Source organism: Ruegeria sp. CDSA246, from assembly GCF_059611225.1.
The window spans coordinates 1-23679 of sequence record NZ_JBXWPD010000019.1 but is presented as its reverse complement, the minus strand read 5'-3'; the positions used below and the strand labels follow the sequence as shown (position 1 = coordinate 23679).

The 23679-nt window shown below is 56.5% G+C and carries 24 protein-coding genes and 1 tRNA gene; 9 read left to right on the top strand and 16 right to left on the bottom strand.

Translation table 11 applies throughout. From position 1 onward, the window contains the following. Positions 1–8 precede the first annotated feature (8 nt). The 10 genes from AC2FI9_RS20085 to rpmH all read right to left on the bottom strand — a co-directional run bounded on the left by AC2FI9_RS20085 (position 9) and on the right by rpmH (position 8767). Positions 9–377: a DUF2946 domain-containing protein gene (locus AC2FI9_RS20085; RefSeq protein WP_496770144.1), complete on the bottom strand. Its 369-nt coding sequence runs from the start codon at positions 375–377 to the stop codon at positions 9–11. After that, positions 374–1027, bottom strand: a complete 654-nt coding sequence (gene yihA, locus AC2FI9_RS20080; protein WP_496770139.1) for a ribosome biogenesis GTP-binding protein YihA/YsxC — start codon at positions 1025–1027, stop codon at positions 374–376. Before yihA ends, AC2FI9_RS20085 begins: the two co-directional genes overlap by 4 nt. Further along, complete coding sequence (locus AC2FI9_RS20075; RefSeq protein WP_496770137.1) at positions 1024–1761, bottom strand: MOSC domain-containing protein; 738 nt, start codon at positions 1759–1761, stop codon at positions 1024–1026. Before AC2FI9_RS20075 ends, yihA begins: the two co-directional genes overlap by 4 nt. After that, positions 1758–3587, bottom strand: a complete 1830-nt coding sequence (gene yidC / locus AC2FI9_RS20070; RefSeq protein WP_496770135.1) for a membrane protein insertase YidC — start codon at positions 3585–3587, stop codon at positions 1758–1760. The genes AC2FI9_RS20075 and yidC overlap by 4 nt, the downstream gene beginning before the upstream one ends. 123 nt (positions 3588–3710) lie before the next feature. Continuing rightward, the gene (locus AC2FI9_RS20065) at positions 3711–5243 is read right to left on the bottom strand and encodes a putative bifunctional diguanylate cyclase/phosphodiesterase (RefSeq protein WP_496770133.1); all 1533 of its coding nucleotides are present in this window, start codon (positions 5241–5243) and stop codon (positions 3711–3713) included. Positions 5244–5314: 71 nt separating this feature from the next. Further along, on the bottom strand, positions 5315–6208 hold the full coding sequence (ttcA, locus tag AC2FI9_RS20060) for a tRNA 2-thiocytidine(32) synthetase TtcA (RefSeq protein ID WP_496770130.1): 894 nt from the start codon (positions 6206–6208) through the stop codon (positions 5315–5317). A 44-nt stretch (positions 6209–6252) separates the two neighbouring features. Further along, positions 6253–7869 carry an acyl-CoA dehydrogenase family protein gene (locus tag AC2FI9_RS20055; protein WP_496770128.1) on the bottom strand — a complete coding sequence of 539 codons (1617 nt, stop codon included), beginning with the start codon at positions 7867–7869 and terminating at the stop codon, positions 6253–6255. Positions 7870–7945: 76 nt separating this feature from the next. Next, on the bottom strand, positions 7946–8185 hold the full coding sequence (gene yidD, locus AC2FI9_RS20050; protein ID WP_058272404.1) for a membrane protein insertion efficiency factor YidD: 240 nt from the start codon (positions 8183–8185) through the stop codon (positions 7946–7948). Then, entirely contained in the window at positions 8182–8607 is a 426-nt protein-coding gene (rnpA, locus tag AC2FI9_RS20045; RefSeq protein ID WP_496770126.1) for a ribonuclease P protein component, read from the bottom strand. The genes yidD and rnpA overlap by 4 nt, the downstream gene beginning before the upstream one ends. Before the next feature lie 25 nt (positions 8608–8632). Then, a complete protein-coding gene (gene rpmH / locus AC2FI9_RS20040; protein WP_005632162.1) occupies positions 8633–8767 on the bottom strand; it encodes a 50S ribosomal protein L34 in 135 nt (44 codons plus the stop codon). Between the two features lie 296 nt (positions 8768–9063). Here rpmH and AC2FI9_RS20035 point away from each other — a divergent pair, with 296 nt between their 5' ends. The 9 genes from AC2FI9_RS20035 (at position 9064) to AC2FI9_RS19995 (ending at position 19826) form a co-directional block, all read left to right on the top strand. Continuing rightward, the gene (locus AC2FI9_RS20035) at positions 9064–9795 is read left to right on the top strand and encodes a TVP38/TMEM64 family protein (protein ID WP_496770124.1); all 732 of its coding nucleotides are present in this window, start codon (positions 9064–9066) and stop codon (positions 9793–9795) included. Between the two features lie 4 nt (positions 9796–9799). Then, positions 9800–11218 carry a dihydrolipoyl dehydrogenase family protein gene (locus AC2FI9_RS20030; protein ID WP_496770123.1) on the top strand — a complete coding sequence of 473 codons (1419 nt, stop codon included), beginning with the start codon at positions 9800–9802 and terminating at the stop codon, positions 11216–11218. Between the two features lie 18 nt (positions 11219–11236). Beyond that, entirely contained in the window at positions 11237–12619 is a 1383-nt protein-coding gene (locus tag AC2FI9_RS20025; RefSeq protein ID WP_496770121.1) for an ATP-binding protein, read from the top strand. Between the two features lie 64 nt (positions 12620–12683). After that, positions 12684–12760 (top strand) — tRNA-Arg (locus tag AC2FI9_RS20020). Positions 12761–13461: 701 nt separating this feature from the next. Next, on the top strand, positions 13462–14799 hold the full coding sequence (locus AC2FI9_RS20015; protein ID WP_496770119.1) for a metal-dependent hydrolase family protein: 1338 nt from the start codon (positions 13462–13464) through the stop codon (positions 14797–14799). 300 nt (positions 14800–15099) lie between these two features. Next, positions 15100–15627 carry a GNAT family N-acetyltransferase gene (locus AC2FI9_RS20010; protein ID WP_496737850.1) on the top strand — a complete coding sequence of 176 codons (528 nt, stop codon included), beginning with the start codon at positions 15100–15102 and terminating at the stop codon, positions 15625–15627. Positions 15628–16118: 491 nt separating this feature from the next. Further along, the gene (locus AC2FI9_RS20005) at positions 16119–16358 is read left to right on the top strand and encodes a hypothetical protein (protein ID WP_496770117.1); all 240 of its coding nucleotides are present in this window, start codon (positions 16119–16121) and stop codon (positions 16356–16358) included. Further along, positions 16355–17824, top strand: coding sequence for a flavin-containing monooxygenase (locus AC2FI9_RS20000; RefSeq protein WP_496770115.1), 1470 nt, complete (start codon positions 16355–16357; stop codon positions 17822–17824). The genes AC2FI9_RS20005 and AC2FI9_RS20000 overlap by 4 nt, the downstream gene beginning before the upstream one ends. Positions 17825–18173: 349 nt before the next feature. Next, entirely contained in the window at positions 18174–19826 is a 1653-nt protein-coding gene (locus tag AC2FI9_RS19995; RefSeq protein WP_496770113.1) for a hypothetical protein, read from the top strand. Between the two features lie 193 nt (positions 19827–20019). Here AC2FI9_RS19995 and AC2FI9_RS19990 read toward each other — a convergent pair whose 3' ends face one another. The 6 genes from AC2FI9_RS19990 to AC2FI9_RS19965 all read right to left on the bottom strand — a co-directional run bounded on the left by AC2FI9_RS19990 (position 20020) and on the right by AC2FI9_RS19965 (position 23524). Beyond that, a complete protein-coding gene (locus tag AC2FI9_RS19990; RefSeq protein WP_496737851.1) occupies positions 20020–20679 on the bottom strand; it encodes a DUF2461 domain-containing protein in 660 nt (219 codons plus the stop codon). 12 nt (positions 20680–20691) lie between these two features. Beyond that, positions 20692–21030 carry a TfoX/Sxy family protein gene (locus tag AC2FI9_RS19985; protein ID WP_496737852.1) on the bottom strand — a complete coding sequence of 113 codons (339 nt, stop codon included), beginning with the start codon at positions 21028–21030 and terminating at the stop codon, positions 20692–20694. Positions 21031–21035: 5 nt separating this feature from the next. Then, entirely contained in the window at positions 21036–21434 is a 399-nt protein-coding gene (locus AC2FI9_RS19980) for an MAPEG family protein (protein ID WP_496737853.1), read from the bottom strand. Positions 21435–21458: 24 nt separating this feature from the next. Further along, entirely contained in the window at positions 21459–21845 is a 387-nt protein-coding gene (locus tag AC2FI9_RS19975; protein ID WP_496737854.1) for a VOC family protein, read from the bottom strand. Positions 21846–21913: 68 nt separating this feature from the next. Continuing rightward, positions 21914–23149, bottom strand: a complete 1236-nt coding sequence (locus tag AC2FI9_RS19970) for an RNA polymerase sigma factor (RefSeq protein ID WP_496737855.1) — start codon at positions 23147–23149, stop codon at positions 21914–21916. A 3-nt stretch (positions 23150–23152) separates the two neighbouring features. Continuing rightward, entirely contained in the window at positions 23153–23524 is a 372-nt protein-coding gene (locus tag AC2FI9_RS19965; protein ID WP_496737856.1) for a YciI family protein, read from the bottom strand. Positions 23525–23679 lie beyond the last annotated feature (155 nt).

Sequence of the window (23679 nt, the reverse complement as noted above, 5' to 3'; positions counted from 1 at the left end):
GAGGTGAATCAGGAGAAGAAGGGTGGCCCCCGCGCATCATAGCGGGCGTAGAACCCGGCACTGCGATGGGTGAAATCACGATGGATCCAGCGTGGCTGGATTTTCACCGCAAAAGGGACAATCTCACCGACTGACGGCAGGTGTGTATCCGCCGTTAGACCCGCGAATGGGCACATTGCGCGCGAATCCGTGTCGTCGTGCACAGGATCGCCGGGGTTCAGGTCAACCCATTGTTCGACTGTTCCATCGCCAGTACAGATCACCAGCAGCACTTTCCCATCATTACCCATCGCGGGCATCCAGCCCTGCGGGATCATGCCGGTCAGCACAACTGCCAGCAATGTAAGGATTGGGAAAGTGCGGCCGATCCGGATCATTCCAGATGTGCGATGATCGAACGAAGGGTTGGAATACCGTCACCCTTTTCGGCCGACGTCAGCACGATTTCCGGATATGCCGCCGGGTGCTTGGACAATGCGCCGCGTACCTGATCCAACACCTTCTGCCGGTCATTGGCCTTGACCTTGTCCGCCTTGGTCATCACGCATTGAAAAGTAACAGCGCTGGAATCCAGCAGCTTCATGATTTCGGCGTCGACCGGCTTCACACCATGACGCGAGTCAATCAGGACAAAGGCCCGGCGCAGAGTCTGGCGGCCGCTTAGATACTGTTTCAGCAGCCGTTGCCATTTTTCAACGACCTTCACCGGGGCGTTGGCGTAGCCGTATCCGGGCAGGTCAACCAGATAAAGCTCGGGACCTTGTGTGAAAAAGTTGATCTCTTGCGTGCGGCCCGGAGTGTTGGACGCGCGTGCCAGACCCTTGGAGCCGGTCAGCGCATTGATCAGGCTGGACTTTCCTACGTTTGAACGTCCGGCAAAGCAGACTTCAAGCCGGTCAGGGGTCGGCAGGCCGTTCATGGCGACCACGCCTTTGACAAACTCGGATTGTCCCGCGAACAATTTTCGACCACGTTCCAGCGCGAACTTGTCCGGGTCTTCGACCAGTGGGAAGGGTAGGGTGCTCATAACGGATGAACCTTATCGCCAACTGAAATTGCGCCGCCTCGGACAACCTCGGCGTAAACGCCGAAATCTTGATGGCCCCAGCTGTTCAATGTGCCCAGCGTATCCGCATCGCGCACGCCGGTTTTCGGATTTGCCGTTGTCGCCAAACAGCGTCTGATGCGTTCTTTGACATGGAACACGGCCTCACCGATTTGTACTTCGCGATCCAGCCAGTCGAATTCTTCCCACAGGGGCAGACCGTCGAACCAGATGTTGCCACGCCAGCGCTGGATCGACAGATCGCTGCCAAGCTTTTGCCCGACCGCGCGGTGCGATGCCATGTTGCACAGGCTGATCGAAGGGTAATCGCTGTCAGTCATGCCGCGACCCGGCACTCGGATGATCCGGGCTGACGCCGCCCGATCCGCAGGCATCAACGGCTGGACCCAGTCCAAAAAGACCTGCTGTTCCCCATCCGGATCAAAGGTCAGATCCGGACGATCCGGATGTGTCAGAGTTATCGTGTCGTTATTCAGCCGGGCCGAGATAGCCATAAGTTGCGGTGCTTTCGCCCCACGACTGAAATTGGCACAAGGCACCCATTGAGAGCCATCCGCTTTCGACGCCTCATGCGCGACCGCCCAAACGCGATCCCCGGGCATGGTCTGCCCGGGGGTCACTAAAACGGTCTGGAGGGCCTCGCGACCATGACTTTTGATCGGATGCCGCCAGATATGGGTTACCTCTGCATTCATTTGTCGTCCGTTTTGGGCGTCCGCTTGAAGCCGGATTTGATGTTGCCGAACACGTCAGGCTTATAACCCTGACTGCGCATGATCAGATATTGCTGCGTGAACGTGATCGTGTTGTTCGCGATCCAGTAAACGACCAGCCCGCTTGCAAAGCTGCCCAACATGAACATGAACACCCAAGGCATCCAGGCAAAGATCATCGCCTGAGTCGGGTCAGTTGGTGCCGGGTTCAGCTTTTGCTGCAACCACATCGAGATCCCCAACAGCAACGGCAGGATACCGATGAAGATCAGCGCCATGAAGGTTTCGGGCTGCGGACCGGCAAAGGGCAGCAATCCAAACAGGTTCATGATCGAGGTCGGATCAGGTGCGCTGAGGTCCTGGAACGGGCCAAACCAAGGGGCCTGACGCAGTTCGATGGTGACGAAGATCACCTTGTACAGTGAGAAGAAGATCGGGATCTGCAAAAGGATCGGCAAACAGCCCGCAGCCGGGTTTACCTTTTCCTTCTTGTACAGCTCCATCATGCCCTGCTGCATCTTTTGGCGATCGTCGCCTGCGGCTTCTTTCATAGCCTCCATCTGCGGCTGAAGCTCTTTCATCTTCGCCATCGAGACGTAGGACTTGTACGCCAGCGGGAACAGGATCGCCTTGATGATCAGCGTCAGGCCAATGATCGACCAACCCATGTTTCCGATCAGGGCGTTGATGTTGTGCAGCAGCCAGAAGATCGGTTTTGTCAGGAAATAGAACCAACCCCAGTCGATGCTGTCGACGAACTTCTGTACACCGTCAGCCTGATACTCGCGGATGGTTTCCCATTCTTTGGCACCCGCGAACAGTTGGGTGGTGACTTCTTCAGTTGCTCCGGGCGCAACAGTCAGCGTCGGCAGAACCGTTTCGGTCTGATAGATCTTGCGGCGCGCGTCGTATTTTGCTGCAGCCTTGAAAGCAGATCCCTCTGCAGGGATCAGAGTGGTCATCCAGTAGTGATCGGTAAAGCCGACCCAGCCGCCTTCCTTGATCTGGAAAACTTCGGCCTGCGCACGTTCATTCGGGTCAATGTCAAAGTCGCGCACATCGCCATAGTCGATCTCGTCTAGAACGCCGTCAGCCATGACCATAACGCCTTCATGCAGGATGAAGAAGTTCTTCAGATCGGGCAGGTCGCCGTCTTCACCCATGCCGTGACGGGCCAGGATGCCGTATGGGGCCATACCGACCTCGGCCTGGGTATTGTTCTCAACCGACTGGGTGACGGTGAACATATAGTCCTGGTCCACTGCAATGTTGCGACGGAATGTCAAGCCCTTGCCGTTGTCCCATTTCAGAGTGACCGGAGTATCGACCCCCAGGGTTTCGCCGTCTTCGACGGTCCACAGCGTATTAGGGCCGGGGACGTCAGCGCCAGCAACACCTGCGCCCGGTGCCCATCCGTACAAGGCATAGTAAGCCGATTCTGAACCAACGGGCGACAGCAGCTCAACAATGGGTGCGCCTTCTTCTATCGAAACTTTGTAGTCTTTCAGGAACAACTCATCGATGCGACCGCCGGACAGGGATAGGCTGCCTTTCAGGCGCGGTGTTTCAATCTCGACCCGAGGTGCTTGGGCATCGGGCTCAATCTCGGTGGCGTCTGCGGTTGCTTCACCAACTGTGTTGGTGCCAGCAGCGCTTGGGGTCTGAACGTCTGTACCATCAGTTGCGCTGATCTCGGCAGATTCCGGTGCGGTCGTCGGCTCGGGAGGTGGAAACAGCACGAACCAAACCAGGATCACGAGAAAGCTGAGCGCGGTTGCGAGGATGAGGTTCTTGTTCTGATCGTCCATCGGGGACAGCCACCTTAAGCAGTGAAAGACACCCGCTGGGTTCAACAGAGTGCGGGCCCAAAGGTCAAGCGGAATCGCCCTGTAATTCATCACCGATTGGGGTTCTGTGGCGTTAATTCGCGCCTAAGGACGTGCCTGACGCCCGATTTTTGGCATTCCGTTGAGTTTGTTTTGATGTGCGGCCATCCAGTCCAACGTCTTTTCAAAGGGCATGGGTCTGCCAATTCCAAACCCCTGCACGTGGTCGCAGCCCAGTTGCGCCATGAGGGCATGTTCGCCTTGTGTCTCGACCCCCTCGGCCAGAGTTTCGACATTCAGCCGTTCCGCCATGGTCAAAATCGCGCTGACCAACTGCTGCTGGCTTGCGTCCCGATCCGCCTTTGCCACGAAGGACCGATCGATTTTAATGCGTGAGACGTCAAAGCGTTTGATCGACGCAATGGAGGCGTGGCCGGTGCCAAAATCATCGAGGTCAATGTAGCAGCCGAGCTCGGACATGCTTATCACGTTGCGGGTGATCACGTCATCGGGCCGCCTGGAAAACACTGTTTCAAGAATCTCGACGGTCAATCTGTCGGGCGTCAGGTCATTTTGATCCAGCTCCCATTTCAGACGGTCGATCAACGCCGGGTCGCGCAATTCCTCTGATGAGAAATTTACGCCAATCCGGGGCACGATGACACCGGCACGGTTCCACTGGTGCATGGCGGCGAAAGCGTGATGGCGCATCACCTGGCCCAAGCGTTCCATCAGATCGGCTTGTTCGGCAAAAGGCAGGAAAACCAGCGGTCCCAACACGCCTTTCTGCGGGTGTTCCCAACGGGCAAGCGCCTCGAACCCGGTAACGTGGCCGGTGTCTGTGGAAATCTGCGGCTGAAACCATGGGCGGATTTCGCCACTATCCAAGGCCGCAATAAATTCATTGCGCAGGTTGGCGCGCACGCGTGCCCGCCGCTGCGTTTCAGATGAAAAGGCGCGGATGGTTGCAGGACCGTTTCTTTGCGCTTCGGCCAAGGCCGCGTTGGCAGCATCGATCCATTCGGCAAAGGTGATGTCGGGCACCGTGGATTGCAGGCAAAACCCGATAGAGCATGACATGTAAACGCTGGTTCCATTCAGTATGATCGGCTCATCAACGGCGGCCTGAATGCGCCCGGACATCTGAATGCAAGCCTCCAGATCCAGATTCTGTGCGGCGCGCAGGCCGATTGCAATCTTGCCTTGGTCCAGACCTGCGGCAATGTCATGTGAGCGGATGACAGAGAGAACGCGGTCGCGGAACTGCTCCGCCATCAGGTTTCCTGCCGCATTGCCGTGCAGATCAAGACACTCAGAAAAGCCGTCCAATTCGACAACCATGCAGGCAGCCTCGTGACCGGTGCGTTGGTTTTCCGCGAACAGCGTTTCCATCTCGGCGGCAAACCTGTCGAGAGACATGAGGCCGTTATCGTCTTTTTCCCGGTTGCTGGCCTTGTGCGCGGTTGAAACCGCGGCAAACACAAGCGGCAGGGCAAGTGCCACGACAACCAATGCCTGCTCTCCACCAATCCAATACGCGGCCAGACTGATCGCAGGCGCGAAGGCTAAGGCGGGCGGGCCGCTTAGCACCATGGCAAGAGAGTCAAAAATTCTGCTGACTGAGATATGTTTCCACATCGGATCTTCGGGCCTCTACCTTGCGTTTGAAACGCTCAGGTCGACCCTAGGAAACCAATCTGAGTCACTCGTTAACGGAGCTGAGGAATTTCGCCCGAATTTTCGTCATTTTCATTTGGACTGAGTGCAAGATTTTGAAAATCAAACAATTTTGGGTCCAAAAGATGCGACGGACGCGCATTTGTCAGAGCCCGGAACATCACTTGACGGCGTCCGGGGCTGTTCTTTTCCCACTGATCCAAAATCTGTTTGACCTGCTGACGTTGCAACCCATCCTGACTGCCGCAGAGGTCGCAGGGGATGATCGGATAGTTCATCGAGGTCGCGAATTTCTCGCAATCGGCCTCTGCCACATGGGCGAGGGGGCGGAAGACGAACAAATCGCCTTCTTCGTTCACCAGCTTGGGCGGCATGGTGGCCAAGCGCCCGCCGTGGAACAGGTTCATGAAGAAAGTCTCGAGGATATCGTCGCGGTGATGGCCCAGTACGACGGCCGAACATCCCTCTTCCCGCGCAATGCGGTACAGGTTGCCTCGGCGCAGGCGCGAACACAGGGCGCAAAAGGTGCGGCCCTGCGGAACCTTGTCCATGACGATGGAATAGGTGTCCTGATATTCGATGCGATGCGTAACACCCATGCGTTCCAAAAACTCGGGCAGAACGGTAGCCGGAAATCCGGGTTGACCCTGATCCAGATTGCAAGCCAGCAAATCAACGGGCAGCAGACCGCGCCATTTCAGTTCGTACAGAATCGCCAGCAGGGTATAGCTGTCCTTGCCTCCCGAAAGGCAGACCAGCCAGCGGGGTGGTTTTCCGTCCTTGTTATGCGCTGCAGCGTCCACCATCCCGTACTGCTCAATGGCCTCACGGGTCTGGCGCACGATGCGTTTGCGCAGCTTTTTGAACTCGGTGGTCGAGGGCGCGCCGGCAAAGAGCGGGTGGATATCGTCAGCTTCGTCAAACATGCGCAGCCCCTACAGCAGTTGAGGCAACCGGGCAAGTGGCCGGGTCAGCCCAGGCGTGCCAGCAAGGCGTCCGTATCCAGCCTGGACACGGATCCGGGGATACGGCCGCTGTGGCCTGACAGGCGCGTTGCAATGAAGCCGTCCGCAACTGCCGGGGGCGCGTGGCGCAGCAGTTGAGAGGCCGTTAGCAATTGTGCTGTGTTCTCAGCAAACCAGCGGGCCTCGCCTTCCGGGGGAATTCCGGGCCACCGGTCGCGATGTGCCTTGAGAGCGACGTCGTAACCTCGGTCGCTGCCCGCGGCTGAATCCAGTTCAGCCTGCAGAACCTCAGCGGCTAGCGGGTCGCGGGACAACGTTCGCAAAATATCGAGGCAGATCACGTTTCCCGACCCCTCCCAAATGCCGTTCAGAGGGGCTTCGCGATAAAGCATGGGCATGGGCGTGTCTTCGACATAGCCCATGCCGCCCAACACCTCCATCGCCTCGACCACAACGACAGGGCACCGCTTGTTGTTCAGGAACTTGGCCAAGGCGACACTGATGCGGGCAAAAGCCCTATCCTCGGGGGATTGGCTGTCGAACGCTTGCGCGACGTGCATCCCCAAAGTCAGGGCACCTTCCCAATCCAACACGAGATCAGCCAGCACAGCGCGCATCAAGGGCTGATCAATCAACCGGCGCTGAAAGGCGCTGCGATGGGTGACCCAATCATGCGCCTCGATGAGTGCTGCGCGCATCAGGCCTGCCGGGGCCACGGCCGTATCCAGCCGGGTGTGATGGACCATCTCGATAATTGTCCGAACACCCGCGCCTTCGTCGCCTAATTGGTAAGCCAGTGCATCGTGATATTCGATCTCGGACGAGGCATTGGATCTGTTGCCCAGCTTGTCCTTGAGCCGCATCAGGTGAATGGCGTTGCGTTCACCGTCCAGCCAGCGTGGGACGAGAAAACAGGTCAGCCCGCCCGGCGCTTGCGCAAGGGTCAGAAATCCGTCCGACATGGGGGCCGAGCAGAACCACTTGTGCCCGCGCAGACGCCAGTGCTCGCCGTCTCGAGTAGCGATGGTGGTATTGGCGCGCACGTCCGAACCGCCCTGTTTTTCGGTCATTGCCATGCCCAATGTGGCGCTGGCCTTTTGTTCGATCGGTTTCGTCGCCGGATCATAGCTGCGCGCCATGAGCTTGGGTCGCCACACGGAGGCGATCTGTTCATTTGCGGCAAGCGCCGGGATGGCCGCGTAGGTCATGGTCAAAGGGCAGCAATGGCCGGGCTCGACCTGGCTGGCCAGATACATCATCGCGGCGTGGGTCGTGTGGCCGCCCGACTGACCGTCCCAGGCCAAGGCGGCATAGCCGGCAGATTGGCTGATCTGCATCATATCATGATAGGCGGGATGAAATCGTACCTCGTCCAGGCGCCTACCGCCCTGATCGAACAATCGAAGTTTGGGGAGGTGCCGATTGGCCTCACGCCCCAGCTCACGGGTTTTCACCCGACCCAAGGTATCCCCATATGCCGCCAGAGGCGCTTCGCGACCGCCCGTGAAATGCACGGCGTTTCGCAGGACGGGATCTGAAGACCAGAGGTTAGAATCCCCGCGCACAGGCGGCTGATTCAATACGTCATGTGTCGGCAGGGAATGGCGGGCGTCGGATGTCATCTGAACCTCGGGCAGTACGGGTTCAAGTGTTCAGCGCATGTCCGAATGGGTCAAGGCTGACGGAGGGTCATAAAGATCAGCTGTCGTCTTCCTTGTGGTTGGGTACGGGGTCATACCCATCACCGCCCCAGGGATGGCATCGGCCAATCCGCCGTGCCGCCAGCCAGCTTCCCTTGATGGCCCCATGCTTTTCCAGTGCTTCCAGCGCATAGGCCGAGCAGGTGGGCTGGTATCGGCAATTGAAGCCAACCCAAGGGCTGAATACAAGCCGATAGGCCCTGACGGGCATAGCCAGGATATGAGAGAAGAGAGTCATTTCCGCGAGTTGTGCACTTTGCGAAGCGCATAGCGCAGATCGTCCAGAAGTGCCTCATAGGGTCGCGCGGCTGTGGTTTCGGCCCGACCAATCAGGACGTAATCCCACCCGTCATTGCCATTGACGGGCAGAACAGCCCGGGCGGCCTCGCGCAACCTGCGTTTGGCGCGGTTGCGTGCTACGGCATTGCCAACCTTTTTGGAACAGGTAAAGCCAACCCGAATTCCTGCTGCTTCATCCGGGGTACGTTTGCGAGCCTGCACCATCATCGAGGATGTGCCCTGCCTGCGGGCACGCGCTGCCTTAAGGAAATCAGATCGTTTCCTGAGAACGGTCAAAGATTCAGGCGCGCAAACGGACGCCGCCGGGGGCGTTTCCCCGGGCTGGTTCTTACCATCCACGAGGGCCTCCGGCGGCGTCATGTTCAAAACCTGATCGGTGAGCGGTCTACGCGCTCAGCGACTTGCGACCGCGTGCGCGGCGCGAGTTCAGGATTTTGCGGCCGGCCTTAGTGGCCATGCGCGCGCGGAAACCGTGGCGGCGTTTGCGAACCAGGTTCGAAGGCTGATAGGTGCGTTTCATCGCTCCGTCTCCAATCTATGCGGTCGGGTGCAGCGCGGATTCGCCTGCCCGTGGTGTTCGAAGCCCGTCCTCTACTGGGTAGTGGGTGGTAAGTCAAACCCCTAGGTGGGGGTTTTCGCGGCTTTTGCAACAATTCTGTAATCGGGTCGGGCAAAAGGTTTCAAAACAGCGGGATTATCGCCCCAAACCCTCACATTCCCTACCAAAAACATCAAGGCAGCGTGAGCCCCCTGTTGCGTAGGGCGCAAGCAGCGCATGTTGGGGTCAGAATGAAACGTAACAAACCGGACAGCCTTATGAGCGAAACGACTCAGGCACCGCGCAACGGGTTGGCGCGGCATATTCCATTGCTGGTGATTCTCGCCGTCGCTGCGGTGGGATTCTTCACACTGGGCGACTACCTGACTTTTGAGACCCTGCGCGACAATCGTGAGGCGCTATTGGCCTGGCGCGACGCCAACTACTGGGCGATGGCGGCAGCTTTCGTTGGCATTTACATTGTCATCGTCGCGTTTTCGCTGCCAGGTGCCGCAGTGGCGTCAATGACCGGCGGGTTTCTTTTTGGCTTGTTCGCCGGAACCGTATTCAACGTGTTTGCGGCAACCATCGGAGCCTCTGCAATCTTTCTGGCGGCGCGCTGGGGGTTGGGCGAATCCTTGACCAAACGGCTTGAATCCTCGGAAGGGACGATCAAGAAACTGAAAGACGGGCTGCGGGAGAATGAGATCTCGGTGCTGTTTCTATTGCGTCTTGTTCCCGTTGTGCCGTTTTTTGTGGCCAACCTGGTGCCTGCGCTGGTTGGCGTGAGGTTCCGCAACTTCCTGATCACCACCGCGCTGGGCATTATCCCGGGCGGAATCGTCTACACATGGATCGGCGTCGGGCTGGGTGGTGTGTTCGATCGGGGCGAAACACCTGATGTATCGCTGTTATGGGAACCATTTGTGATTGGCCCGATCATCGGCTTGTGTGTGCTGGCCACGCTGCCAATTGTCATCAAATCCCTGCGTGGCCGAAAGGGCGGCTGAAATCATGCAAGAATTGAAAACCGATATCCTGGTGATTGGCGCCGGGTCTGGGGGGCTGTCAGTCGCTGCGGGCGCCAGCCAGATGGGGGCCGATGTGATCTTGCTGGAAGGTCACAAGATGGGTGGAGATTGCCTCAACTTCGGCTGTGTCCCTTCCAAGGCTCTGATTGCCAGCGGCAAGGCAGCTTACGGCCAGGCACATTCTGCCGCGCTGGGCGTGGCTGACGTGGTACCGCAGGTCGACTACGCCGCCGCCAAGGACCACGTTCACGATGTGATCGCTCAGATCGAGCCGATGGACAGCCAGGAACGGTTTGAAGGTTTTGGCGTGAATGTGATCCGGGAATTCGGCAGCTTCGTGTCTCCGACACAAGTGCAGGCGGGCGACAATCTGATCACCGCACGGCGCGTGGTGATCGCGACGGGCTCGTCACCGTTGGTACCGCCGATTCCGGGATTGGATCAGGTGCCATTCTATACCAATGAGACGATCTTTGACCTGCGCGACAGGCCCGAACATCTTTTGATTATTGGTGGCGGACCGATCGGGATGGAGATGGCGCAAGCGCATGTCCGGCTGGGCTGTAAGGTCACGATTGTCGAAGGCCTGAAGGCGCTAGGCAAGGATGACCCCGAGGCCGCCGCGGTCGTTTTGGACAGCTTGCGCGCCGAAGGGGTGGTTGTCCATGAAGAGGCTATGGTCGCCCAGATTCGCGACAACAAAGGGGCCATAGAAATTGTGACCGAGACGGGTGAGATCTATTCGGGGTCTCATCTGTTGCTGGCGGTTGGGCGTAAGGCCAACACAGACCGTTTGAACCTAAAGGCTGCCGGGATTGAACCAACCCGCAACGGGATCAAGGTCTATGACGCGCTGCGCACGACGAATCGCAGAGTTTACGCCATTGGCGACGTCGCTGGTGGTCTGCAATTCACTCATGTCGCTGGATATCACGCGGGCATTATCATCCGTTCCGCTTTGTTTGCTTTACCGTCAAAGGCAAAAACCGCACATATCCCTTGGGCGACCTACACCGACCCGGAATTGGCGCAGGTGGGCCTGACCGAGGCTCAGGCCCGCGAACACCATGGTGACAAGATCGAAATCGCGCGCTTTGACTATCACCATAACGACCGGGCAATCTCTGAGCGGAAAACCAAGGGGTTCATTAAAGTCATGGTCGTAAAGGGCCGGCCTGTTGGGGTCACGATCGTGGGGCATCAGGCCGGAGAGCTGATCAACTTGTGGTCGCTTGCGTTGGCCAATAACCTGAAGATGGGGCAGATCGCTGCGATGGTTTCGCCCTATCCGACGATTGGAGAGCTTAACAAACGGGTGGCGGGTGCCTATTTCTCGCCAAGGCTGTTTGAGAATCAAACGGTTAAACAAGTGGTCAGGTTCGTCCAGCGCTGGATGCCCTGACCAGGAAGGGAGAGCAGATTGAATTCGCTGTCGGGCCGATTTCTGATCCTGACGACGGTCTTCGTGATGTTGGCCGAGATTTTGATCTTTGTTCCTTCCATCGCGCGCTTTCGCGAAGACTTTCTGCTGAACCGGCTTGAGCGCGCGCAGATCGCGTCCTTGGCGCTGCTGGCTGACGATATGCTGGCCGAAGACCTCGAGACCGAGCTGCTGGCCAACGCTGGTGTCTATAACGTCGTGTTGCGTCGCGATGAGGTGCGCCAGCTTATGCTGTCTTCGCCGATTCCGGAACAGATCACCAAGACCTACGATCTGCGCGACGCAGGGCCTTGGGTGTTGATCCGCGACGCGCTGGCGCGACTGTTCACCACAGAGAACGAAGTCATCCGCGTTATTGGCGAGCCGGTCAAAGGGGCAGGACTGCTGATTGAAGTCACCATAGACAGCATGCCACTGCGAATGGCGATGACCGATTATGGCCTGCGCATTCTGGGGCTGTCTTTCGTAATTTCCATTATCACCGCGTTCTTTTTGTTCTTGGCCGTGCGCGTTGTTCTGGTGAAACCGATCAAAAGTGTTGTTGGTTATATGCAGCGCTATGCAGGGGCACCCGAAGACGCGAGGGGAATCATCTCCCCCAACTCCAAAGTGACAGAACTGCGCGAGGCTGAAGAAGCGTTGCAGCAGCTGCAGACCGAACTGACTCAGGCCCTGAAGCAACGTGAACGCCTGGCGCAACTGGGCGGCGCGGTGGCCAAGGTGAGCCACGATCTTCGGAACATACTGACTTCGGCACAACTGTTTACCGACCGGATCGAAACCAGCGATGATCCTCTGGTAAGGCGTATGGCGCCCAAGCTGGTGAATTCGATCACGCGGGCGGTGTCACTGTGCGAAAGCACGCTGGCCTTCGGGCGCGCGGAAGAGCCCGCGCCAACCCTGACAATGGTACCCTTGCACGATATCGCGGCCGACGTCGTGGCCAGCGAACAGCTGGCTGTTGCGGATGCCTGCGTCGAGATCGTGAACGATGTGCCCAAAGACCTTGTGGCCCGGGCAGACCCTGAGCAGATATTCCGTGTCATGATGAACCTTGTGCGCAATGCGCGGCAGGCCCTGGTGGCATCCGGGACGCCGGGAAACATCACGATCGCCGGCTGCGAGTATAAAGACGATTGGTGTGTTGAGATCAGGGATAACGGACCTGGATTGCCGCCCAAAGCACGCGAGAAGCTGTTTACGCCATTTCAGGGCGGGGTGCGTAAGGGAGGCTCTGGGCTGGGGCTTGCCATCTCGCAGGAACTGGTGCGTGGGCACGGCGGGGACCTGATATTGGCCCATAGCGGGCCCGAGGGGACGACCTTTGAAATCAGGCTTCCGCGGGGCGATGGGACTTTTTGAAAACTTTTTGAAGAATCGACTTGCGTGTCCCGAACACCGGGTCTAAATACCGCCTCACCAACGCGGACCGATAGCTCAGCTGGATAGAGTACTTGACTACGAATCAAGGGGTCGGGGGTTCGAATCCTCCTCGGTCCGCCACTGGTTTACTGTTGAACGTCACACGAACCTGACCCAACCGTCACAGTTGGACCAGAAACGGGTGAACGTTCGACACCGGAAGGCACCCCCCGATGTTGGCCATAAGTTGAATTTGGCCTTTGCGTCTAAACTGATCCAGAATCCCCATTTTAATACTCCCGCAATGACTTTGTTTGACCTGGCTTCCCTTTTTTGAAAATCAGGGCTGATTTGCAGATCAGACAGCGAAGCTGCCTGTTCCTGCTGATCTGCCACGTGGCGAACGCGGGAGGGGGCGAGGCAATGCTATTCACAGGGGTGGTGCGGACCGGAGGCGCAGCCGAGGACACGGCCCTGTCTAATAGGGTTGCCCGAGGGCGAGGGCTGCGCCCTCACCCTGACGGCCAGGGGTGTTTGGCTTGTCCAAATCCCGCTGACCTAGGAAAGGAAAGCGGCGGGGAGGATGACCCGCCACCATTGGCGATTGTTAAATTCTGTCAAACCGCAAAAGTGACAGCGGCCCATACCGGTCACTCGACACGGTACCGATATTCTGCATTTGCAGCCCGCATTCCGGTCATTCGCTGCGCCCGCAAAATCTGTGGTTGGACGAATTCACAGATTGCGGACAAAGCCGACCTTGCGGAAAAGTGACGGAATCCTTGAAAAAGCTTGCTTCCGCTGGGATGGTGTCTCCGACAGAATTTTCTGAGGAATTGAAAATGCATTTCCCCAAACTTGCGGCGGTTTCGTCGATTGTTCTTGCAATAACCAGTTCGCAAGCGCTCGCCCAGGATAGGGGCCCGATACTGTTCACAAACGTCAACGTGTTTGATGGTGTGAATGAGGAAATGATTGAAAATGCCAATGTCGTTGTAACCGACAATCTGATCACAGATGTGTCCTCAGAACCCCTCGCCGTCGCCAATGGTATCGTCATCGATGGCGGCGGGCGCACGTTGATGCCGGGCCTGATCGACGTACACTGGCACACGCTTTACTGTTGCAATCCGCAGAGTGTGGTTGTGACCGGCGATATTCTTGAGGTCGCGGTGCGTGGTGCCATCGGGTCCGAAGGCACGTTAATGCGCGGCTTTACAACGGTGCGCGACGTTGGCGGCAATTCATTTGCCATAAAACGGATGATTGACGCAGGCGAGATCAAAGGCCCCCGTATCCTGCCGTCCGGCCCACCCGTAACACAAACCGGCGGCCACTTTGACTATCGCCCCTACCAAGCGGTTCCGACGAACGGCGCGGATTCGCAATGGTACTGGTACAGCGTTGGTTTGATGGCGCAGGCTGATGGTGTTCCGGAAGTGGTCAAGCGCGCGCGTGAAATCATGCGCATGGGCGCAAGCCAGCTTAAGATTTCCACCGGTGGCGGGGTGTCATCCACTTATGACCCTCTGGATGTACGCCAATACACCAAGGCCGAAATCGAGGCTTTCGTAGAGGTGGCCGACACCTACAACACCTATGTTGCATCTCATGTCTTCACGGACGAGGCAGTGGAAATTGCCGTTGCCGCAGGCGTTAAGTCCATCGAGCATGGCTTTTTGATGAGCCGCGAAACGATGGAACTGATGCGCGACAATGAAGTTTGGTTGTCAGTGCAGCCCCTGCTGGATGACGAGGATGGCTTTTCTTTCGACGACCCTGTTAGCCAGCAGAAATGGATCGACGTCACCAACGGTACAGATTTCACTTACAAAACGGCGAAAGAAGTTGGCGTGAAAGTCGCTTTCGGCACCGACATCCTGTTCGATCCCAAACTGGCCGAACGTCAAGGCGCGTTCCTTGCCAAATTGCAGCGCTGGTACACGCCATACGAGGTGCTGAAAATGGCGACTTCAACCAATGCTGAACTGCTCAAACTCTCCGGCCCGCGCCACCCTTATCAACAAGGTGACTTGGGTGTGATCGCAAAGGGCGCTTATGCAGATTTGATCCTGGTGGACGGCAATCCGCTGCAAGATATCGACCTGATCGCAGACCCGCATGAGAATTTCGATCTGATCATGAAAGACGGCAAAGTCTACAAGAACACGCTGGACTAAGTTCCAGATGAAGTCCTTTGCTCAAAGCCAATTTTGTAACAACTGCTTTGGGCTCAGTGCAGTCGCCGGATGCGATGCAGCACTACCGAGGTAGCCTCACAAATCCTGTGGAGCTTGCGGCCCGTAGGAGACATCGGCCGATCCGCTGGACGCCGCGATGCAGCTTCCCCGAAGCGGACATCGGCTACCGAATGCAGAAACTGATCTGGAAAGAAAGCCGCACTGCGGACGAAGATGACGTCGCCTCTTTTCCGGCCTATCCTATTTGCATTGAGTTCTTTCGGGACAGGTGGATGACCCATGCAAGATGTAAGAATTGAGAACTGTGAGGAGCTGCCAGCTAAGGGCGAGCTCAATAAGATCCTATCGCAGTATTATGAACTCATCGTCCAAAGGATGCGGGCCATAGGCTTCGATATTGATCCTGCGGCACCCCAAAGTGCGCTCGCTGAATTCTGGGAAAACTCGGATGACTATCTGCCTCCGAAGGGATGTCTGGTTGTTGCAAGGTCTGAAGCCGGTGAGATTGTCGGCTGCGGAATGATGAAGTGTCTCGGGCCAGATACCGGCGAGCTCAAAAGAGTTTTTGTTACCGAACAAGCCAGAGGAATGGGCACTGGCCGTGCATTGATTGAGGCGCGTGAGAATGCTGCGCGCAATATGGGTCTCAAAAGGCTGATTGCGGACACGCTCACACCCAATATAGAAATGAGAAACTTGTATCCCAAGCTAGGATTTGTAGAGTTGGACGGTCCGATAGAAACGACAACGTACAAGGATCAACCCACGTTACGCCCACATCTGCACTATTTCGCCAAAGATATTTGAGACAAATGCAGCCGCAGTCAAATTTGGCTGGCATAGGTAACAGGCGCTCGCGGCCCAAAGCCGACATCCATCGGCTTGTCTCGATGCTGCAGTCGCAGCCCGCATAGCTGCCGTTCGTCGCGCGTGCAAAATCCTGTAGAACGGTAACTCACAGTCTGCGGACCTTTGAGACATTCGACACGATGAAGTTTTGGCGGCGTTTTTTGTCGCTGTGCGCAGAAAGCGGATTTTGCAAAGTTTGTCGACGTGCCCCTTCCCGACACTTATCTCGCTATCAGGTGCAGCGGTGCGGCTTCCTCCAATAGCCCATTGAAACAGGCTGTAGCGACAATCTTGGTATGAGCGGGCAAGCTTAGATTTTGAACGGATTCTCAGGGGCATGACGGCAGCGGCGACTCTGATGCCGTCTGTGATTTCCAAAGCGCTAATGGCCGCCTTGCTATCTAAAACTGTGATTTCGTGATATCCTGGTATCGCCTTGGGGGGATGTTATGGGCGATTTCTTTTGGATTGGAACAGCAATCGGCGCTGCCATTGGATTGCTCAATATGTTGTTCATTTTGCGTTCTCGCCTCGGTCAGACCGGGTTAAATCAAGCCAAGACAATTTGGCAAGGCCTGTGGGTATGGGCGCTTTGGACTGTGTTCGGAGCCTATGTTCTGGCGCTCTGGCTTCTGGGCGTTGTTCTCTTGGGCTTATCGCGAATTTTGCGACGGGGATCCGAGGCATGATAGTGGGGGAAGTCAAAACCGCCGCTATCATTGGTGCGGGGGTGTCTGGGCTTGCTACTGCAAAATGCCTGACGAAGGTCGGCGTCCACTGCAAGATTTTTGATCGCAACCCGTACCTAGGCGGTGTCTGGGCTGATGGCTACCACGATTTTGGCGTTCAGGTGCAAAAGGACCTGTACGAGTTCCCGGATTTTCCGCTTTCCGAAGAAGCGTCTCATTTCACTCCGGGGCCAGTCTTTCAGGAGTATCTGGAGGATTATTGCGATCATTTCGGAATACGAGAGTGCCTACGGTTAGGCACCCGCGTCACCATGATTGAGCGCAAAGGTGACCGGTGGTCACTTGAGGTTGATGGTTCCGGAAGTTCTGAAAGTATTGAGGCCGATCTCGTTGTCGTTGCAGCCGGGCTCTATTCAGAGACACCAAATGTCCCGAACATTCCCAAACGTGAAGATTTTGGAGGAGAAGTCCTTCACGCGAGCGAAATCAAAGACATATCGCAACTCAAAGACCATCGTGTCGCTGTAATCGGTTACGGAAAAAGTGCCACAGATATAGCGGGTTCGGCTGTGGGTGTCGCGGAAAAGGTTCACCTCGTTTTCCGAACCGCACACTGGCCTGTACCGCGCAAATTGCTGGGTGTTCTTCCCTTCAAATGGGGAATGCTTACACGCCTTGTTGCAGCCCTGATCCCTCCGTATGTCAGGCCCAGCCCAATCGTGCGCGCTATCCACTCAATAGGATATCCGTTGCCCTGGCTGTTCTGGCGTGTCGTAGAACTGCTGCTCAGTACCCAGCAACGATTGCGAATGCAAATCGCGCGTGGTGAGACCCTGATGCCTGAGACGCCTGTCGAATTCGACGCGTTTACGGAAGTGACCATGGTTCCACGTCCGGAGCTCATCAACTCTATCCGGTCAGGTAAGATTTCTGCGCATCGAACAGGTGTGAGTGCATTCTCTTCCAACGGGATCGACCTTGCGGACGGGGATTCTCTTGAGGTCGATTGCGTGGTCTTCGGCACGGGCTGGAAGACCGGCTACCCATATCTACCGAAGTCGATACTCAACTCTTTGGATGATGGGCCGGATGGGTTCTATTTATACCGCCATGTCCTGCACCCCTCGGTGTCAAACCTTGCATTCGTGGGTCGGGCGTCCTCCTTCATGAGTGTGACGACCTTCGCGCTTCAGGCCAAATGGCTTGCGGAAGTCGTTGCAGGTCGTGTGCTCCTACCGGATGCTGAGGTCATGCAAAGCGATATCGATGCGCTCAAGTCCTGGAAACAATCCTGGATGCCAGAAGGGCCAGCACGTTCCGCCACACTTCTGCTTCACATGTGCCACTATCACGATGAACTCCTACTCGACATGAGTGCGGACCCGTTTCGCAAACGCGGTTTCCTGGCGCCGATTTCTGAACTGATTGTTCCTTATCGTGCGGCCGACTTCCGAGACGTCGTCTGACCGTTTTGTACGCGAAGCCCCTGATATCCCTTAGACACTCCTTTACAATAGAACCGCGGGAGGATTTTTGTTTGGAACGACATCTGGCAGCCATACTTGCGGCTGATATTGTTGGTTAGCCGTTGTCTTTACGGATGCTTGCTCACACAGCATTTGCTCCCAGACGCAACGCGTTTACCGCTGCAAAGCAGAGGATTTCCCGTTTCGGGTTATTCATCCATCGACGTGAAAATGGACATAATCCGGGTGTGTCGCAAACCCTGTGCTCGGATTGGCGAGAGCGCGTTTGTCTGTGCCTCGGATGTTGACCAAGCATGACAACATCTATGCGACCGACTAAGTTGCCCTCATGAGACGCCGTCTTGCTGTAATCCTGATGGCCGATATGGTCGACTACACGGCTGCGATGGGATCTGACCAGGCGGGTGCTATCGAATTGATCCGTGAACTCAGACAAAAGTGGTTGGAACCTGAAGCCATAAAGCGTGGCGGCGAAGTTCTGAAGCGTCTGGGCGATGGTTGGATATTCGCGTTTCCCTCGGTAACGGATGCGGTCGAGACAGGTCAGTCGGTACAATCGGCGTTGGCCATTCACGAAAGTATCCAACTCAGGATCGCCGTTCATCTCGGCGAGATCGTCGAAGATGAAGCAGATATGTATGGCGCCGGCATAAACATTACCGCGCGCCTTCAGACCGAGGCACCGCCTGGCGGCATGATGATTTCGGAAGACCTACGCAGACAGTTGGATGAAAGACTTGCAATAGGCTTTAGTGACGCCGGTACATTTCAACTCAAAAATGTCGCGTTTCCGGTAACCGGATATCAATGGCGGCCATCCAATCAACAGACGAGACGCATCGATGCTGTGCCAGTCATTGCGGTCGAAGATGTGAAAGCGGCACCTGATATCCGCGAGACACGCGAAGCCGCAGCTGATTTACAAGATCAACTTGTCCACACCCTATCGCGACGTACCGGCGTCAGGGTTCTTGCTGCGGACGAAGCTGCCGAGTCTGATGCGACATATAGCCTTAGGTGTCGGCTCCGGTCCCGTGGAACGATTGCAAGGATCACCTGCAGCCTTGTTCGCCGCAGCGATGGGCAGGTTACATGGTCGCGGGTAATCGAAGGGGATGCGCAGGATCTGTTTGAGGTCTCGGACCGGGCCGCTGAACAGCTCTCGGACGCGTTGCGACTTCAGATCAATGCATTTGACGGCGAACGATTGGCCGATTTACCTGATGATCAGTTAAGCGCCAGCGAATTGAGGACTCGCGCGGCACTACTGATCTATCGCACCACGATTGCGGACTATCTTCGCGCGGTGAACCTTTTGGAGCGGGCACTACGCCTCGACCTGCAGAACGCATCCGGGCTAGCGATGTGGAGCGAAGCTCAGATGTGCATGCTGGATGCGCATTACAGGAATGCAGATACAGATCTGCTGAAACGTATTACGGAAAACTCTTACAAGGCCGTTCAGCTTTCACCGCGATCCGATTACCCTAGGTATGTTCGGGCGCTGATACGTGCACGCCTTAAAGGTGACGTTGAAGGGGCAAGGAAGGACATTGAACGGCTGACCCAGCTTAATCCTGGCTATGCGCTTGGAATAGAAGCTCGTGGGTACATCGAGCTCATCGCTGGCAATTGGGAAGCCGCTTGCAACTCATTGACAGAGGCAGCGGTCCGCTCCGAAGACGATCCCTATCTACCATACCGACTTTATCCGCTTGCAGTTTCGCGGATGATGGCAGGACAGGCTGATCTTGCGCTTTCAGCAATTACGGAAGCAACCGAACTGCGGCCAACTTGTCGGCACTTCTGGCTTGTCAAAGCCTGGATACTCAGGGAATCCGGAAACGACAGGGAAGCGGTTGAAGCTAATCAGTCGGCAGAAATCGCGTCGGGTAAGCCGGATGTGCTTGCACCGAACTTAAAGTTGCCCAAAGCTGTTCGAGAAGCGATTGGACTACCCGACAAGCCGATCGAAACTTAGCACTTCGAGATGCGCTTTCAGTACACCAAGAATCTGGATATACCCGCTTGGTGATCAGCCGATTGAGGCCGGGATTTATTTAAGCACCAGCTTGGCGCTGTGCCGAGCGGCCCGTTGCGGTCATTCATCCAATCGGAACCAAGTTGCGGTGCGCCCGTCAAAGCCGCCATTCGCTGCGTTCGCAATAGTGGGGTCACTTGATCCGAGAAAGCAGTTGAAACACCGGCCTCAGTTTGGCGAACTCGGCAGTTGTTCGTTCCGTCAGATTCGACTTTAAAACAAAGGCTGGGGTCTCGGTATCCATCCAAACTGCAAAGCCCTTGCGCCGCAACGCTTCCTCATGGGGGTGGTCTTTGTCAAAACCGGAGGGAACGCGCTTCAACTCCGGCTCACCGATCCTGTAACCCCGTTCTCGCAACTCTGTGGTGGTCTGCATTAACTCTGCCCCCAAGGGTCCCACCATGGCGTCGCGGAATGCGTCCAACGATCCTTTTTCATACTGAAAAACCCCACAGCCGAGGGAAAGCTTTTCTGGGGAAAGGCCAAAGAACCACATAGGCGGCTGTACCGCTTGCCCTGTCGGTATGAACGCGAGGTGCAGGTGCGCGTTATAGGGTGTCTTGTCTTTGGAAAACCGAACATCTCGGTGAATTCGAAAGATCTTGCTGCCGTGATCTTGCCCAGTAAGGTCACGTAGCGCCAACTCAATCTCTTCGGCGAACAGCTTGCTGCGTGACTTAATGTAGGTCTCATACGTCGACTTGTTCGCTGCAAACCAGTGCTTGGTATTGTTGGCCTTCAGTTCTTGCAGGAAGCCTACTGCCTCGGCAGCAAAGCAATCGAATTGGGCCATAAGATCCTCCATTCAGTCTTTCTTGGGCAGCGCCGCGGCATGCTCGAGGCACAGGTGCAGCCACCGCAACAAAGCAGCGTCATTGCAATCTGCTTCGTCCACACGGACAAAACCACCCAGCTTGCGGGTTCCGTGAACCACAGCGTGGGCCGTGGGGTCCTGCAATGCCGCAGGCTCGTTCACCTTTCCCACCCTGAACATGAACCGGCCCACGCCATCCTGATGTCTGCGTGCACCACAAAGCATGTTACCGTTCAAAAAAAAGCACAGGCCGCCCATCATCCGCTTTTCGGAAATGCCCACATGCGTGGCCAGAGCGTCTCGCATGCGGGTGTTAAGTGTTTCATCCACTGGCATCAGCTGCCGATCCAAAGCTGCCAAAGGATCGCCAGCGCAAGCACCAGCATTGCCATAGTCGTCAGCGCCGCCCCAACCGCGCGCCCCTTGCCATTCACCGAAGTGCTGAGGCTGAAATAGTGAATGAGGCGGGCAAGCAGCAGCACGCCACCGCAGGCAGCGACCAGCCAGGGTGCAGTTCCCGCGATCTCGGCCCCTGCTAAGGCCAACAATGCAAGTGGCACGTATTCGATGAAGTTCCCATGCGCCCGCATCAGCCGCAGTAAGCTTTCATCCTCACCATGCAGCAAAGAGATCCCGGTCTTGGTGCGACGAACACCAACGGCAATCGCCATCGGAATGCTCATCAAAACAAAAATGGCAGTGACAACCAGCGCGATCTGCGGAAACTGTTCCATGTGATGCCTCCTTTCTGATCTCGCTTAAGACGCCATGCTTTCGTAAGTGATCAGCGCGAACCGTGCCCCTTGTGGATCAGTCAGCGTGGCCATGCGACCGACTCCCGGCATATCCATAGCAGGCTGAACAATCGCGGCACCCTTGGCCTCAGCTTTGGCGACGCTGGCGTCCACGTCAGCCACGGTAAAAAAGATCGTCCAACTGCCATGATCTTCGGGCATTGGCGAAAAGCCACCAATTGCGGTTTCGCCAACAACGGCGGCTGAATAGCCTGATCCGTCCTGCATGGGCATGTCGTTGATCGTCCAGCCAAGCACCTCCTGATAAAACGATTTGGCTTTGCCCTGATCTGGGCCGGAATGTCCGATCCAGCCGGAGTTCCCGACGGTGGTCATCTCAAGAATACTCATGTGCTTCTCCCTTGGTTACGCCCGCCACATACGGGTCTGATACAAGGACGCGCGAAGCCCAGCGATCCCTACACGTCGCGTAAACTTTCTTGGCAGATCTCAATTTTTTCAGTGATCGCAACACGTTCGGGCGCAGTTGGTCTGAGCGTCATCACCGTTTCGAAAGCGGCAATCGCGGCATGATGCTCACCTGTTTCTTGTAAAAGCCCGCCGCGCATCGCGTGGTACCAGCGATAAGTGGACAACTCCTGTGCCAAAGGCTCCATCGCCTCTAGCGCATAATCCGGACCGTGCAGCTTGGCCTGTGCTGCAATCTGGTTAAGTCGGACAACAGGCGTTGGCTGCAATGCATAGAGAGCGGCGTAATGACTTTCGATCGATGCCCAGTCCGTGTGATCAACCGAGGCCGCATGGGCATGTGTCGCTGCGATTGCAGCCTGAATAATATAAACACCCTGATGTCCCGTCCGGTGGGCCTTTTGCAAAAGACCCGTCGCCTCGGCGATGTTCGCACGATCCCAAAGACTGCGATCCTGATCGTCCAGCGCGACAAGCTTGCCTTCTGGATCAATACGCGCACGCCGCCTTGCGTGTTGAAATAGCAATAGCGCCAGCAATGCGGCCTGTTCCCCCATCGCTGGAAATAGCGCCGCTAGTAGACGGGCCAGACGGATCGCCTCTTCACACAAGGTAAATTTGATTTGCTTTGGACCGGCCGAGGTTGACCACCCTTCGCTAAACATCAAGTAAACCATCAGAGAAACTTCACCCAAGCGCGCACCCCGCTCAGCCGGACTGGGTGTTTTGAAGGCAACCGGATTGCTCGCTATCTTCTTTTTGGCACGGGTGATCCGCTGTTCCATAGTCTTGGGCTTGATGAGAAATCCACTCGCAATTTCGTCTACGCTCAACCCTAGGACCACGCGCAGTGCAATGGCAATCTGATCCCGCCGCTCGAGTTCCGGATGGCAGCAGATGAACAGAAGCCGCAAAACATCATCGCGCATTTCGTCAGGATCCGGGGTTTCGGCAGGCACCGGTTTAAACTCCTCCATATGACGCGACAGGATTGCGGCGCGGCGTTGTGATTTGCGCACATGATCAAGGCCAGAGTTGCGTGCAGTCGTCAGCAACCATGCTAACGGGTCACGAGGTTCACCATCATTTGTCCAAACTGTCAGCGCCTTCAGGCAGGCATCGGCAAACGCCTCTTCCGCAATATCGATGTCCCGAAACATCCGGATCAGGGCAGCAAGCGCACGCGGTCGGTGCAGGGTGAAAGTGGCCTCGAGCCAGTCCGACATGTTCTATTCCGACGAGATCACGCCGCCAGCCCAGGCCACCGGTCGCACCTCAAGCCTTGCTACAGGGGATGAGATCATTTTCGCGTATTCCAATGCCTCATCAAGGTCTTCGAATTCAGCAGCATAAAATCCAAGGAAGTTCTCCTTGGTCTCGGCGAATGGACCGTCGGTGATCAAAGGCGCTGAGCCTTCGGTTGGAGCAGGCTCGACCATCACGGCAGAGGTCGGCGGCATCAATTTCATCGACACGAACTCCCCGCGCTCTGATAGCGCCGATTGCAATGCGCCATGGCCCGACATCACTTCGTTCTGGCGATCTTTGGGCAGCGCTTCGAATACGCCCGGCTCCCCATAAATCGTGATTGCGTATATCATTTTCGCCTCCATGCTTCATTCACATGGTGCAAGGACGCGCGAGGACATGCAAATCCTACAACCGGTCCACAATGCAACGTGTCTGACGTCAGCGCCAATGGGACAGTTTAGGTCGATTTGATAAGAGAGGGTTTCTGGCTCATCGTAACCGCCAA

Bases quoted from the DNA above. Each gene is read 5' to 3' on its own strand.
- AC2FI9_RS20085 (WP_496770144.1), bottom strand. From the start codon at position 377: ATGATCCGGATCGGCCGCACTTTCCCAATCCTTACATTGCTGGCAGTT.
- yihA (WP_496770139.1), bottom strand. From the start codon at position 1,027: ATGAGCACCCTACCCTTCCCACTGGTCGAAGACCCGGACAAGTTCGCG.
- AC2FI9_RS20075 (WP_496770137.1), bottom strand. From the start codon at position 1,761: ATGAATGCAGAGGTAACCCATATCTGGCGGCATCCGATCAAAAGTCAT.
- yidC (WP_496770135.1), bottom strand. From the start codon at position 3,587: ATGGACGATCAGAACAAGAACCTCATCCTCGCAACCGCGCTCAGCTTT.
- AC2FI9_RS20065 (WP_496770133.1), bottom strand. From the start codon at position 5,243: ATGTGGAAACATATCTCAGTCAGCAGAATTTTTGACTCTCTTGCCATG.
- ttcA (WP_496770130.1), bottom strand. From the start codon at position 6,208: ATGTTTGACGAAGCTGACGATATCCACCCGCTCTTTGCCGGCGCGCCC.
- AC2FI9_RS20055 (WP_496770128.1), bottom strand. From the start codon at position 7,869: ATGACATCCGACGCCCGCCATTCCCTGCCGACACATGACGTATTGAAT.
- yidD (WP_058272404.1), bottom strand. From the start codon at position 8,185: ATGACTCTCTTCTCTCATATCCTGGCTATGCCCGTCAGGGCCTATCGG.
- rnpA (WP_496770126.1), bottom strand. From the start codon at position 8,607: ATGACGCCGCCGGAGGCCCTCGTGGATGGTAAGAACCAGCCCGGGGAA.
- rpmH (WP_005632162.1), bottom strand. From the start codon at position 8,767: ATGAAACGCACCTATCAGCCTTCGAACCTGGTTCGCAAACGCCGCCAC.
- AC2FI9_RS20035 (WP_496770124.1), top strand. From the start codon at position 9,064: ATGAGCGAAACGACTCAGGCACCGCGCAACGGGTTGGCGCGGCATATT.
- AC2FI9_RS20030 (WP_496770123.1), top strand. From the start codon at position 9,800: ATGCAAGAATTGAAAACCGATATCCTGGTGATTGGCGCCGGGTCTGGG.
- AC2FI9_RS20015 (WP_496770119.1), top strand. From the start codon at position 13,462: ATGCATTTCCCCAAACTTGCGGCGGTTTCGTCGATTGTTCTTGCAATA.
- AC2FI9_RS20010 (WP_496737850.1), top strand. From the start codon at position 15,100: ATGCAAGATGTAAGAATTGAGAACTGTGAGGAGCTGCCAGCTAAGGGC.
- AC2FI9_RS20005 (WP_496770117.1), top strand. From the start codon at position 16,119: ATGGGCGATTTCTTTTGGATTGGAACAGCAATCGGCGCTGCCATTGGA.
- AC2FI9_RS20000 (WP_496770115.1), top strand. From the start codon at position 16,355: ATGATAGTGGGGGAAGTCAAAACCGCCGCTATCATTGGTGCGGGGGTG.
- AC2FI9_RS19995 (WP_496770113.1), top strand. From the start codon at position 18,174: ATGAGACGCCGTCTTGCTGTAATCCTGATGGCCGATATGGTCGACTAC.
- AC2FI9_RS19990 (WP_496737851.1), bottom strand. From the start codon at position 20,679: ATGGCCCAATTCGATTGCTTTGCTGCCGAGGCAGTAGGCTTCCTGCAA.
- AC2FI9_RS19980 (WP_496737853.1), bottom strand. From the start codon at position 21,434: ATGGAACAGTTTCCGCAGATCGCGCTGGTTGTCACTGCCATTTTTGTT.
- AC2FI9_RS19975 (WP_496737854.1), bottom strand. From the start codon at position 21,845: ATGAGTATTCTTGAGATGACCACCGTCGGGAACTCCGGCTGGATCGGA.
- AC2FI9_RS19970 (WP_496737855.1), bottom strand. From the start codon at position 23,149: ATGTCGGACTGGCTCGAGGCCACTTTCACCCTGCACCGACCGCGTGCG.
- AC2FI9_RS19965 (WP_496737856.1), bottom strand. From the start codon at position 23,524: ATGATATACGCAATCACGATTTATGGGGAGCCGGGCGTATTCGAAGCG.